The sequence below is a fragment of the Dellaglioa sp. CoH-57-MRSF-16 genome, from assembly GCF_056782055.1.
The window spans coordinates 149,839-162,189 of sequence record NZ_JBXAXZ010000001.1 but is presented as its reverse complement, the minus strand read 5'-3'; the positions used below and the strand labels follow the sequence as shown (position 1 = coordinate 162,189).

General features: G+C 34.5%; 13 protein-coding genes. 11 read left to right on the top strand and 2 right to left on the bottom strand.

Annotation, left to right across the window (positions count from 1 at the left end; all coding sequences use genetic code 11):
• Nucleotides 1-121 precede the first annotated feature (121 nt).
• Complete coding sequence (locus tag AC1RPH_RS00750; protein ID WP_481760968.1) at nt 122-964, bottom strand: alpha/beta hydrolase; 843 nt, start codon at nt 962-964, stop codon at nt 122-124.
• 126 nt (nt 965-1,090) lie between these two features.
• Between AC1RPH_RS00750 and AC1RPH_RS00745 the strand changes: the two genes are divergently transcribed.
• From AC1RPH_RS00745 to nhaC, 8 genes are all read left to right on the top strand, one after another.
• Nucleotides 1,091-1,531: a GNAT family N-acetyltransferase gene (locus AC1RPH_RS00745; protein WP_481760967.1), complete on the top strand. Its 441-nt coding sequence runs from the start codon at nt 1,091-1,093 to the stop codon at nt 1,529-1,531.
• Entirely contained in the window at nt 1,532-1,741 is a 210-nt protein-coding gene (locus AC1RPH_RS00740; RefSeq protein ID WP_481760966.1) for a hypothetical protein, read from the top strand.
• Nucleotides 1,742-1,759: 18 nt separating this feature from the next.
• Nucleotides 1,760-2,188: a MerR family transcriptional regulator gene (locus AC1RPH_RS00735; RefSeq protein WP_409021721.1), complete on the top strand. Its 429-nt coding sequence runs from the start codon at nt 1,760-1,762 to the stop codon at nt 2,186-2,188.
• Between the two features lie 985 nt (nt 2,189-3,173).
• A complete protein-coding gene (locus AC1RPH_RS00730; RefSeq protein ID WP_481761142.1) occupies nt 3,174-3,821 on the top strand; it encodes a metal-dependent transcriptional regulator in 648 nt (215 codons plus the stop codon).
• 205 nt (nt 3,822-4,026) lie between these two features.
• Nucleotides 4,027-5,403, top strand: coding sequence for an Nramp family divalent metal transporter (locus tag AC1RPH_RS00725; protein ID WP_481760965.1), 1,377 nt, complete (start codon nt 4,027-4,029; stop codon nt 5,401-5,403).
• Between the two features lie 18 nt (nt 5,404-5,421).
• A complete protein-coding gene (locus AC1RPH_RS00720) occupies nt 5,422-5,868 on the top strand; it encodes a universal stress protein (protein ID WP_481760964.1) in 447 nt (148 codons plus the stop codon).
• A gap of 132 nt (nt 5,869-6,000) precedes the next feature.
• Entirely contained in the window at nt 6,001-7,617 is a 1,617-nt protein-coding gene (locus AC1RPH_RS00715) for a SulP family inorganic anion transporter (RefSeq protein WP_481761141.1), read from the top strand.
• Nucleotides 7,618-8,014: 397 nt separating this feature from the next.
• Nucleotides 8,015-9,385 carry a Na+/H+ antiporter NhaC gene (gene nhaC / locus AC1RPH_RS00710; RefSeq protein ID WP_481760963.1) on the top strand — a complete coding sequence of 457 codons (1,371 nt, stop codon included), beginning with the start codon at nt 8,015-8,017 and terminating at the stop codon, nt 9,383-9,385.
• A gap of 49 nt (nt 9,386-9,434) precedes the next feature.
• Here the strand turns inward: nhaC and AC1RPH_RS00705 are convergent, their stop codons facing one another.
• On the bottom strand, nt 9,435-10,616 hold the full coding sequence (locus tag AC1RPH_RS00705) for an MFS transporter (RefSeq protein WP_481760962.1): 1,182 nt from the start codon (nt 10,614-10,616) through the stop codon (nt 9,435-9,437).
• A gap of 129 nt (nt 10,617-10,745) precedes the next feature.
• Here AC1RPH_RS00705 and AC1RPH_RS00700 point away from each other — a divergent pair, with 129 nt between their 5' ends.
• The 3 genes from AC1RPH_RS00700 (at nt 10,746) to trxA (ending at nt 12,336) form a co-directional block, all read left to right on the top strand.
• Nucleotides 10,746-11,111, top strand: coding sequence for a winged helix-turn-helix transcriptional regulator (locus AC1RPH_RS00700; RefSeq protein WP_409021715.1), 366 nt, complete (start codon nt 10,746-10,748; stop codon nt 11,109-11,111).
• 139 nt (nt 11,112-11,250) lie between these two features.
• Nucleotides 11,251-11,988: a TerC family protein gene (locus AC1RPH_RS00695; protein WP_481760961.1), complete on the top strand. Its 738-nt coding sequence runs from the start codon at nt 11,251-11,253 to the stop codon at nt 11,986-11,988.
• Between the two features lie 18 nt (nt 11,989-12,006).
• On the top strand, nt 12,007-12,336 hold the full coding sequence (gene trxA, locus AC1RPH_RS00690) for a thioredoxin (RefSeq protein ID WP_481760960.1): 330 nt from the start codon (nt 12,007-12,009) through the stop codon (nt 12,334-12,336).
• Nucleotides 12,337-12,351: the final 15 nt, after the last annotated feature.

The window sequence follows — 12,351 nt, the reverse complement described above, 5'->3', positions numbered from 1 at the left end:
AAAAAATGCCCCATTTTCGAACTAATCACTAGCCGCCGCAGCGGAACAACCGAAGTTGTCTGATTTTACTCGACTCATCGCATAACTTAATCATAGCACAAAATTAATATTTCGTATAGTTCTATTTACCCCAAAGGAATTGGATAACAGCTTTATCAACCTGTAAATTTCTATGAAGTTTACTATGTTGTGCATCTTCACCAGTAATTTTAAGCTCGTCATACGATTTTACTTGGCCTTTTAATAGATAGTTCATTGAACGGGCAGAAGCAATGCTGACAGATGTATCAGAATTTGAGCCATCATTCACATCGCCATAAATAACAAAGACTTTTGCGGTTGATGGGAAATTTTTTCGTTTGCTATAGTAACTTTGGTAGTTTGCTGTTTTAATAGCAGGTTCGTCATTTTTCAAGAAGTAATTTTTATTGGCTTTTTCGTCCATTCCGAGGACCCCATTAATTGGACCAGCAATTGGAACAAATTTATTTAGGATAGGAGAAGATTTTTTTCTGACAGATTCAGCCCAGTACATTGCAGATGAGCCACCCATTGAATGTGTAACAAGATTGATTTTTTTAATATCGTATGATGCTTTTAAATAATCAGTTATCTTACCAATCCATCTGCCCTCTTCAGGAATTTGAGCATCACTACGCGCAAATATAACTTGAACAATTGGATTTTTTTCAGTATATTTCCATCTACCCGTATAAGTGACATCACCAGTTGAAGAGACGGTTGCTGTTAGAACTTTTTTTGCCTTACCAGATTTTTCTGCTGAGGCAATCATGTCGTTAGTTGAGTTAGCTGTACCGCCGTATCCATGAATGTATAAGGTTGGTGTTTGTGAAATACTTTTCTCTGTTTCTACCGATTTAGGTATACTGTTATGCAATAGTAAAAAGCCAATACCTAATCCTAAAATCAATAAGATGGTTATTAATATACCGTATTTTTTCATTAGTGGTTTCCTTTGCATAGTAAGTTATTTGCTTTCATTATAAGCTACCGGGTCTTGACGTTCAAATTTAAAGCAAGTTATGGTAAGCTATATGCGAAGATAACTAAGAAAGCTGAGGATGAGCAAATGTTCATAGTGAAATCAACTAGAGATATAAGTAGTCAAATATATAAGGATGCATTATCAATTAGAAAAACGGTTTTTGTTGGAGAACAGAATGTGCCAATGGAATTGGAAATTGAAAACGAATCAGAAGCTATTCATTTTGTGGGTTATAAAGATGAAGAACCTGTTGTGACAGCACGTGTACTTAGCGAAGACTCTGAAACGTGGCATGTCCAGCGAGTTGCAACATTGAAAGCGGCTCGTGGACAACATTTAGCAACAGATATCCTAACGTTTATTGAAGGATTTTCAACAGTCTACGGAATTAAATACTTAACCTTAGGTGCACAAGATCAAGCCCAAAATTTTTATTTGAAACTAGGATATGAGGTTGAAGGTGAAGGCTTTATGGACGCAGGAATTCCACATCACACAATGATAAAAACAATCGAAGGAGCCTAGATGGCAAAAGAAACTTTATTTTCAAAATTACTAACGGATGAACGATATACATTTGCGAGTGAACTTGGTAGTAAATATCATAAAGACGCTAGTCAAATTTTATTTACTTACTTGAAGTTAATGGCTGAGGGGACACAAAACCAGTCAAAATCATTACAGAAAAGTCTGCCAGAAATCGATAAAAAATTTCAAAAGTATTTAGAAAACTAGAGATAGAAGGTACTTACAGTGAATAATAATCCATTAGCCAATCTTATGAAGCAAGATAAGTTAATTGTCGGTATTAGTGAAATCAGTAAAATGACAGGTGTTTCAACACGACAGTTAAGATATTGGGAACAAAAAGGCTATATTGAAAGTATTTCAGATGAGAAGGCAAAGTCGCGAGAATATCGTTTAGATATGGTCATAAAAGTCAGTCTTATAAAAGAAGAGTTAGATGAAGGATACACATTGGTTGCGGCGATTGAACACGTTAACGGAAAAATGGATATTTTTAGACAATTTAAACACTTTTTGATTGATCGTGTTTCAGATGTTGGTAAACAAGGAAATAAAACAGTTTTTGATATGGGCTATTTTGATGACTCCAAAAAGCAGCGTTTATTTGCGGTAATAGATGAAAAAGGGACACGTTTTGAACTCAGAGATGTTTAATAAAAAGAATTATAAAATAAAATCATAAAAAGGTTGCAACCGTTTACATTTGTGTTATACTTAATTTGTAGCAAGGAAGGCTATCGAAATCCCTGAACAAAATAAAACTGAAGTCACTTTTTTAAACTCACTTAATGGTTTTTAAAAACGAAGTTAGTTGGACAATGTTTAGTACTGAAGATAGTTGAAAAATGTAACACAAGTTAATGACGTTGAGAGATGTCAAGCAAGGCGTATTAAAACGGTGCCGGTCTTGAGCATTAAAAAGCAAATCAAGACACATCAAGTTAGATGATGTTTACTCCGATGAATTTAGAATTTTGGTAGTGTGAACGTCGTGAGACGTCGAACAAGGTTTTAAAACGGTGCTAGTCTTGAGCGCTTAAAAGCAAATCAGGACACATCAATTAAGATGATGGTTTAAGTTTCCAATGTACGGCAAGTTAATGACGTTGAGAGATGTCAAGTAAGGCGTATTAAAACGGTGCCGGTCTTGAGCATTAAAAAGCAAATCAAGATATCGAATTTTGATGATTTAAGTTGTAGTAGAACGAATAATTGGATTTAGAGGTATTTGGTCTTGGAGAAACGTTTGAAATCGAATGGATAACAAATCGCTCAAAGGGCGTCGTTCGATAATATATGATTCAAAACATATAAAAGCGACTTCACAGAACTAAATAAGTATAAAGATATAGAGGCGAAATATATTAATAATCAAGTAAAATCGACTCTCGGTAACACGGGTTTCGGCTTTCCTTCTACAAAAAGATAGGATTCAAGACATTTCTTAAAACAAATGCTTGAATCCTATTTTAATGCAGTGAATTATGATTTTTAGCTTACATTTAGGTATTTTAAAATGAAAGGTTAGGTATTCCTAAAAAATAAGTTACAATTCAATCGTTATTCTGATATAATAAATCTATTATTAAGAAAATGGAAGTGAATTGATTAACTAATGACAAAAAATGAAAGATCGAATATGACACCTATGAAGGAAGATTATTTAAAAATTATTTTTGAATTAGGCGGTACGCAAAAGAAAATATCGAATAAACAGATTGCGCTTAGTCTGAACATTGCGGCCGGATCAGTTACAGAAATGGTCAATAAACTAGTTAAAGAAGAGTTAGTAGAACATACGCCATACGCAGGGATTTCGTTAACGAAACCTGGGATATTATTGGCAGAAGATTTAGTTCGTAAGCATCGTTTATGGGAATGCTTCTTAGTTTATAAATTAAATTATAAACTACAAGATGTTGACGGTGAATCAGAGTTACTTGAACATGTGACAAGTGAGTACTTGCTTGATCATTTGAGTGAATTCTTGGGTCATCCAACACACTGTCCTCATGGCGGTGTGATACCTGACAAAGAAGGTAACTATGAGGAAGATAGCCATCTCGTTTTAGAAGCAGTAGAAGATAACACTAAAGTTGTGATTGAACGATTCATTGATAATCATGATTTGTTAACTTATTTAGATGATTTAGAATTACACATTGGTGATAAATTAACAGTTGTTTCTCATGCGCCTTTTGAAGGTCCAGTTGAAATCAAATTAGAAAATACTGGTGAGGTTAGAAATATTAGTTATAAAGCCGCTCATTATATTTTTGTGAAGTAGGTATTATGATAACAAAAGAAATTTTTATTAAATAGCTAAAGACTGTTGATATCAAATAGATATCAGCAGTCTTTTTTTGGAAATATAGCAATATTTAATAACTGGTAAAATGATTTAAGGTTAGCCTAAACTTTTTGTTTACAATGTATAAAGTTTGAGTATAATAAGGAATTGAGAAGAAAAGAATTTAAAGGAGTGGTAAAAAATGTCGAAAGAAGTACAAGAACCAAAAATGACTACCACAACAAATAGTGCTAGTTTGGAAGAAGTAAATGGATCAGTAGAAGTTCCAAAAAGTGCCGGATTTTTACGAACTTTATGGGCTTTTAGTGGACCAGGTGCATTAGTCGCTGTTGGTTACATGGATCCAGGTAACTGGATTACATCAATTGTCGGTGGTGCACAATACCGTTACTTACTATTATCAGTCGTTATTTTCTCCGGACTTATCGCTATGTTAATGCAATATATGGCTGCTAAGTTAGGTGTCGTAACAAGAATGGATTTAGCACAAGCAATTCGTGATCATACTAATAAACCGGTTGGATTTTTATTATGGATCATGACAGAATTAGCAATTATGGCAACAGATATAGCCGAAGTAATTGGTGGAGCGATTGCTTTACAATTACTTTTTGGAATTCCATTAACAGTCGGCGTTATGATAACTATATTAGATGTTTTCTTACTATTATTATTAACAAAATTAGGATTTAGAACAATTGAAGCGATTGTTGCAACATTGATTGCATCAATTTTAATTATTTTCCTTTACTTAGTTGCCTTATCAAAACCAAGTTTAGCAGGTATCATGGGTGGTATTTTACCAAGAGCATCAATCGTTATGAACCATGATCAATTAACATTAGCTTTAGGTATTATTGGTGCAACAGTAATGCCTCATAACTTGTACCTTCACTCTTCAATTGCACAAACACGTCAGTACGATTCAACTGATGAAGAAGAAGTTGCAAAAGTTGTGCGCTTTACAACTTGGGATTCAAATATCCAATTATTTGGCGCAACAATTGTTAACAGTTTACTTTTACTTTTGGGGGCTGCTTTATTCTTTGGACATGCAGATCAATTACAAGCATTCGGTGATTTATACCGTGCATTAAGTGATAATACAATTGCCAAAGGGATTGCATCACCTGTACTTTCAACTTTATTTGCCGTAGCTTTACTGGCTTCTGGGCAAAATGCAACGATTACCGGAACCTTGACTGGTCAAATTATAATGGAAGGTTTCATACATTTAAAAATGCCATTATGGGCCCGTCGATTGGTTACACGTATCATAGCAGTTATCCCCGTTATGATTGCCGCAATCATTTGGGGTGGGACAGAAGGCGTATTAGATAATTTACTTGTTTATTCACAAGTGTTCTTATCAGTAGCCTTACCATTTACGATGATTCCATTAATCTGGTTTACATCTTCTAAAAAATATATGGGTGAACGATTCGTTAATCCACTTTGGGTATCAATTATTGGTTGGGCAGCCGCAATCGGGTTAACTATTTTAAATGTTCAATTAGTCTTCAATTTAGTCATTCAATTTTTCCAAGAAGTTTTATAAAATAAGGAGGAAATTCATATGAAAAAAAGTTTTGAGTTACCAAAGCATAAGAACATTCTTGTCGGCGTCGATAATTCGGCAGATGCCCAATTAGCATTCTTAGAAGCGGTTAGTCATGCTTTAGATGATGATTCTCTGCTGCATATTGTAACTGTTCTGGAGTCGGATGATTTGAATGTTTTTCAGGTATTAACAAAAGATACATTAGCTGAAAAACGTTTGAAGGTTGAAAAACAACTTCAAGAGTATAAACAAAGCGCATTAGATGCTGGTGTTAAGGAAGTACACATTGTTCTTGCTGAGGGTGAACCTGGTGAAACGATTGTCAAAGATGTTATTCCTGACGTTAAACCTGATTTAGTCGTTGTTGGATCAGCTATAACTAAAGGGATTGGTAAGTACTTAGGTAGCCAAGCATCATACGTGGCTAAGTATTCTCCCGTTTCAGTTATGGTTGTTCGTTAATAGAAAAAAGTTATACAAAATGGTTGAATCTTATAAAGATTTAACCATTTTTATTTGGAAAACGTTTACTTGTTTATTTATATATAAGGTTTATGTTATGCTTTTATGTATAACATAAATAGGAGCATGATGATGATATCAAATTATATTTCAATATTAAAAAACGAGTTTAAAGGTTATAATGCAACAAAATTAGCTAAAGATTTTATGGCAGGTTTAACGGTAGCTGCAGTTGCTATTCCGTTAGCCTTGGCATTTGGTGTCTCAAGTGGGGCAACAGCTGCTGCTGGGTTAATCACAGCCATTGTTGCTGGGATTTTGATAAGTACCTTATCTGGGGCATATTATCAAATATCAGGACCAACTGGAGCGATGGCCGCAGTATTAATGGGTGTTATTGCACAATATGGATTAAAAGGGGTTTTTATTGCTACATTGATTGCCGGAGTGATTTTATTGTTAGCCGGTATATTTAAATTAGGCGTTTTAACGACTTTTATTCCTGCCCCTGTTATTACAGGATTTACATCAGGAATTTCAATTATTATTGCTTTCGGGCAATTAGATAATTTTTTTGGTACGCATTCAAACGGAAGTAGTTTAATTGAAAAAATTGGTAGTTATCCTAGCTTAGGTTTTCAACCTAAGTTGGCAACGACTTTGATGGCAATTTTAGTTGTTATTGCACTTTTTATTTTTCCAAAAAAATGGAATAAAGTTATTCCTGCATCGTTGATTGCAATTATTGTTACTACGGCAATTACAATGATATTTAAATTAGATGTCGCAACAGTTGGCGAGATTCCAACAAGTGTTATCAGTGATGATAGATTACATTTAGGTGCATTAAATCTTCAAACAGTTAAAAATCTAATTATTCCTGGCGCAAGTATTGCTTTACTGGGAATGATTGAAAGTTTATTATGCGGGGCATCTGCTGGTCGCATGACAGGTAAAACCTTAGATAGTAATCAAGAATTAATCGCTCAAGGTATTGGAAATATGATTTTACCATTTTTTGGTGGTATTCCAGCAACGGCTGCGATTGCTAGAACGAGTGTAGCAATTAAATCAGGTGCACAGACGCGATTGACAGGCGTTTTCCATGCACTTGCGTTATTAGTTTCAATGCTTTTATTGGCACCAATCATGTCACAGATTCCTTTATCGGCATTAGCTGGCGTGTTAGTTGTGACTTCATGGCGGATGAACGAATGGTCAGCTATCAAGTATCTCTTTAAAAATAAATTTAAAAGTGCTTTAATTCTATTTTTCTTAACATTAATAAGTACCGTTATTTTTGATTTGAGTACGGCGATTATGGCCGGTGTTTTAGTCGGGATCGTTATTTTTGTGGCTAAGAGTTCTATTTTAGATGTTGTTGTTGAAGATGTTGATTTAAGCAAAGTCGAAACAACACAAGATAGATTAAAAGATGATTGGGCAGTTGTCTACATCACTGGACCACTATTTTTCATGTCTGCGGATCGATTAGATAAGGCACTACAGCCACTTCATGAACGAGATTTAGTTATCTTTTCATTGCGAGGCGTACCATCAATTGATAATACAGCAATGGCTGTTATTCAGGATTTCTATAGTGATGCTCAGACTAAAAATCATGAAGTGATTTTTTCTTCAGTTCAACCAAATGTAATGAGAATGTTTGAACGATCTGGCTTTAAAGATGTGGCTGGGGAAGAAGCCTTTTATTTCTCAGTTGATCGTGTTCTAAAGGAAATACTATAAGATGTACATTATTGACAAGGATATTTAGGCATGTTAAGATTCATTCAACTTAATAAATAAAAGTTAACACATAAGTAGTCATTTATCTGGGAGTCAGAAAGTTGGTGGTTGATGCGAACCAATCAGGATAAATTAACCAAATACGTTAACGTTATTTTAAACATCGGATAAATATCTAGAACCGTTATCATCTAGTGAGTGAGAATTTGGGTTCTCAATTAAACTGGGTGGTACCACGGCTAGAGTCGTCCCTGATACAATATTTAATATTGTATCAGGGACTTTTTTTGTCCAGAAAAGGAGTGTTAAAAATGAAAAATATAAATTGGGGTCAGTTTCGATATCAAACTTTTCATGATAAATACTAGAATCGACTAAAAAATAGGAGTGTTTACTAATGAAAAATAAATTATCGTTTACAGAAGCAGCAAGTGTTTTAGTAGTAATGTTGATTATTATGGGATTTGGTGTAATTAAGTTTGGGTTATCACCTCAAACACCAGTTATGTTAGTGATTGGGTTGTTAATTTTATGGGCTAGAATTCGTCATTTTTCATGGGATGAGATTCACGCGGGTATCAAGGATGGAATGAGTACAGGGTTAATTCCCATCTTTATTTTTATTTTGATTGGCTCATTGATTGCGACTTGGATTGCGGCAGGAATTATTCCAACCTTAATGATTTGGGGATTTAATCTGATTAGTGTTCAATTCTTTGTGCCTTCCGTTTTTATTGTCTGTGCTATTATCGGATTATCAATTGGGAGTGCCTTCACTTTAATTTCAACTGTGGGTATCGCACTATTCGGTATGGGGATGACGATGGGGGTTAATCCTGCACTAGTGGCAGGAGCAATTATTTCAGGTGCTATCTTTGGGGATAAAATGTCTCCCTTATCAGATTCAACGAACTTAGCAGCTGCCATTGGAGAATCTGATTTATTTAAACATATTAAAAATATGATGTGGACAACAATTCCTGCTTTTGTAGGATCTTTAATTTTATATTTCATTTTGGGAAGTGGTAGTATGGCAGCAAATATGGATAAAATCAATCATACGATTTCAATTTTATCTAGTCACTTTTCAATCACAGCTTGGGCGGCATTACCAATTATCTTAATGTTTGTCTGTGCCTGGTTAAAAATTCCAGCTATTCCAACGTTATTTATCAATATTGGTGTATCGTTAGTTATGTTATTTATTCAAAAACCATTTACGAGTTTACAAGATGTTGCGGCGTTGATTCAGTCAGGATTTGTTTCTAAAACTGGAGATGCAAATGTGGATATGCTGTTAACACGAGGTGGCGTTTCAAGTATGATGGGAACCGTGTCATTAATAATTTTAACTTTAACGTTAGGCGGCTTACTAATGAACTTCAATATTATTGAAGTCGTTATGGAACCTTTAGTTAAACGTTTAAATTCATCTGGTAAATTAATTACGGCAACTATTTTTGCTGGAATTGGAGTTAATTTATTTGTTGGAGAACAATACTTATCAGTTATTTTACCTGGAAAAGCGTTTAAACCCGCTTTTGATAAATCAAAATTAGATAATTTAGCCTTAAGTCGTGCACTTGAAGATGGCGGAACAGTGATTAATTACTTAATCCCTTGGGGTGTAGCTGGTGCGTTTGCAGCAAGCACGTTGGGAGTTCCAACGCTAGACTACTTACCATTTGCGTTCTTTAGCTTACTATCGCCTGTCTTTTCAATCATTAGTGGTTGGACGGGAATCGGGTTACGTGCAAAGAGAGCCTAATAAAAACGGGTCACAATGAATTTTATATTCGTTGTGACCCGTTTTTTTGTTATTTCTCATTCTTATTGAGTGTAATTAAGTACATTGTCATGAAGATGGCGATTAAAACCATGACTGTCCCAAAAAGTGGCGTCATACCTAATCCGAGATTAGAAACAACTTGTCCACCAATTAAAGAGCCTAACGTAATGCCAATATTGAAAGCAGAAATATTTAGCGACGATGCTAAAGTAATATCTTTAGGGGTATATTTTTCAGCTAATTGAACAACGTATAGTTGTAATCCTGGAACATTCATAAAGGCGAATAGTCCTAAGGCCATAACGGTTAATAAACCTAGAATTGACATTTTAGCAGTAAAGAAAAGGATAAATAAGACGACTGCAAGTCCGATAAACATTTTTAATAATGCTTGGAGCGGATTATGGTTTGCTAAACGGCCGCCAATCGTATTTCCAAGGGCAACCATCAATCCGTAGACGATTAAAATGATAACAACAGCACTTTCACTGTAACCCATTGAAGTTTCTAAGAGTGGCGTAATATACGTATAAACAACGAATGTCCCACCGTAACCTAAGGCGGTTAATGATAACGTAATCAATAGATATTTGTTCTTAAGGACACGGATAAAACCATGCGCATCAGATTTTCCAGGAATTGGTAAACCATTTGGTACGAGGAAAAAGTTGGCGATTAAACCAATTAGTCCAATGATACTAATAAAAATAAATGATCCATGCCAACTAGTATGTTGACCAATAAATGTACCTAAAGGAACACCGGTTACAGTTGCAACGGTTAAACCAGTAAACATGACTGAAATAGCACTAGCACGTTTTGAAGGTTCAACAACATCAGCCGCAATAACGGAAGCGATTGTCATGAATATACCGTGAGACAATGCAGAAATAATTCGACCAATTAATAAAATTGAAAAAGTTGGTGCAAATGCTGCAACTAAATTACCAACGATAAATAACGCCATGATACTTAAGAGTAATTTTTTTCGATCAAATTGGCCAGTTAAAATAGTTAGAACGGGTGCACCTATTGTGACACCGAATGCATATAATGAAACGCTAAGTCCTGCCTGACTTAATGAAATACCAAAATCTTTGACTAATAAGGGGATGAGCCCAACGCTAATAAATTCTGTTGATCCGATTGCGAAAGCACTAATAGCCAATGCTAAGAGTGTTAGGGATGGTGATATTTTTGGTTTTTCCATAAGTTTGTAAAGCCTCCTTGATTTTTGTTGGAATAATGCTACAATTTATGATTATACGTGTACGCAACAATAAGACAATAACGTACTAAAAAGTGCTATAGGAACTTTTTAGTGCCTATAGGAGGAAGAATGGAAGATAAAACATATAATATTGGTGTTGAAGCGACTTTAGAAGTCATTGGCGGAAAATGGAAAACAATTATTTTATGCCATTTACGTGGTGGAAAAAGAAGAACTAGTGAGCTGAAACGTGCAATTCCGAAAATAACCCAAAAAATGTTAACGCAACAATTACGTGAATTGGAAGCCGATGGGATTATCTCTAGACATATCTATGAACAGGTACCACCAAAAGTAGATTATCAATTGACTGAATATGGTGAGTCTTTGAGTACTATATTAAATAAATTGTGTGTTTGGGGCGAAAAACATGTTGATCGGTTAAATGAGCAAGACCAACATGTTGTTTTAATGAATCGAGATAAAGTGTCATAACTGTCATTATTGATTGCTATTCGAGAAATGTAGCTGGCAGTTACTGTTGTTCATATGTTATGGCATAATCTGGTAATTGCTGTATAATAATCATTTACAGTTATTTATAAAAATTATTGAAAGAAAGTATGAGAATTAAATGTTAGCAAACTTATATGGACCATTTTTTGATCTAAACAATTGGAAAACAGTTGTCGAATCAAGTAGTGATTGGATAATTATCCTATCATTAGCAGTAATCGAATGCTTATTATCAGTGGATAACGCAATTGTATTAGCTGCACAAACACAAAAATTACCAAGTAAAAAAGAACAAGAAAAAGCATTATTTTACGGATTATGGGGTGCATATATTTTCCGGTTCATCATTATTGGAATTGGAACATTTTTAATTGATTTCTGGGAAATTAAAGTAATTGGCGCTGGGTATCTTATTTACCTATCAGCCCATTATTTCTTTTCAAAAATTAAAACGCCAAAACCTAAATCAGAGAAAAAAAGTAATGGACGAAAAGGTCCATTCTCATTGTTTTGGTCAGTTGTTATTTCAATTGAGATGATGGATATTGTTTTTTCAATTGATTCTGTCTTAGCATCGTTAGCAATTTCGACAAATCCAGTCATTGTTTTAATCGGTGGGATGTTTGGAATTTTAGCCATGCGTGGGATTGCGACATTGATTATGAAGTTGATGAAGGTTGTTCCGGAGTTAGAATCAATGGCTTACTTGCTAATCGCATTAATTGCGGTGAAGTTATTCCTTTCTATCCCTCAAATTGGTATCGAAGTTTCAGCAGTACTTTTTGCTGGAATTGTTTTTGGGGCTATTATATTAACGACTTTAATTCATATGTATAATATTCAGAATAAAAAATAACGAAACGAAGGCGATAAAATGGTCACAAAAGTAACAGATAAAACGCTCGCGGAACATACAGATTCCGGATTAACAATTGTTGATTTATGGGCTCCTTGGTGTGGTCCATGTCGTATGATGGAACCTGTTATTGATGAATTAGAACAAGAATTCAAAGATGATATGCAATTTGTAAAGTTGAATATTGATGAAAATAAAGAAACAGCATTGGAATATGATGTCATGAGTATTCCGAGTTTTCTATTATTTAAAGATGGCAAAGCAATTGAAAAAGTTGTTGGTTATCATGATAAGAGTAAATTTTCAAAGTATTTAAGTGAAAAAGTTGCTCAAAATAAAGCAGTATAAATAAAATCCCACTAC

What these genes read in the sequence shown, in the direction of transcription:
- AC1RPH_RS00730 (WP_481761142.1), top strand. Translation starts at nt 3,174, where the DNA reads ATGACACCTATGAAGGAAGATTATTTAAAAATTATTTTTGAATTAGGC.
- AC1RPH_RS00715 (WP_481761141.1), top strand. Translation starts at nt 6,001, where the DNA reads ATGATATCAAATTATATTTCAATATTAAAAAACGAGTTTAAAGGTTAT.
- nhaC (WP_481760963.1), top strand. Translation starts at nt 8,015, where the DNA reads ATGAAAAATAAATTATCGTTTACAGAAGCAGCAAGTGTTTTAGTAGTA.
- AC1RPH_RS00745 (WP_481760967.1), top strand. Translation starts at nt 1,091, where the DNA reads ATGTTCATAGTGAAATCAACTAGAGATATAAGTAGTCAAATATATAAG.
- AC1RPH_RS00705 (WP_481760962.1), bottom strand. Translation starts at nt 10,616, where the DNA reads ATGGAAAAACCAAAAATATCACCATCCCTAACACTCTTAGCATTGGCT.
- AC1RPH_RS00750 (WP_481760968.1), bottom strand. Translation starts at nt 964, where the DNA reads ATGAAAAAATACGGTATATTAATAACCATCTTATTGATTTTAGGATTA.
- AC1RPH_RS00700 (WP_409021715.1), top strand. Translation starts at nt 10,746, where the DNA reads ATGGAAGATAAAACATATAATATTGGTGTTGAAGCGACTTTAGAAGTC.
- AC1RPH_RS00725 (WP_481760965.1), top strand. Translation starts at nt 4,027, where the DNA reads ATGTCGAAAGAAGTACAAGAACCAAAAATGACTACCACAACAAATAGT.
- AC1RPH_RS00695 (WP_481760961.1), top strand. Translation starts at nt 11,251, where the DNA reads ATGTTAGCAAACTTATATGGACCATTTTTTGATCTAAACAATTGGAAA.
- AC1RPH_RS00720 (WP_481760964.1), top strand. Translation starts at nt 5,422, where the DNA reads ATGAAAAAAAGTTTTGAGTTACCAAAGCATAAGAACATTCTTGTCGGC.
- trxA (WP_481760960.1), top strand. Translation starts at nt 12,007, where the DNA reads ATGGTCACAAAAGTAACAGATAAAACGCTCGCGGAACATACAGATTCC.
- AC1RPH_RS00740 (WP_481760966.1), top strand. Translation starts at nt 1,532, where the DNA reads ATGGCAAAAGAAACTTTATTTTCAAAATTACTAACGGATGAACGATAT.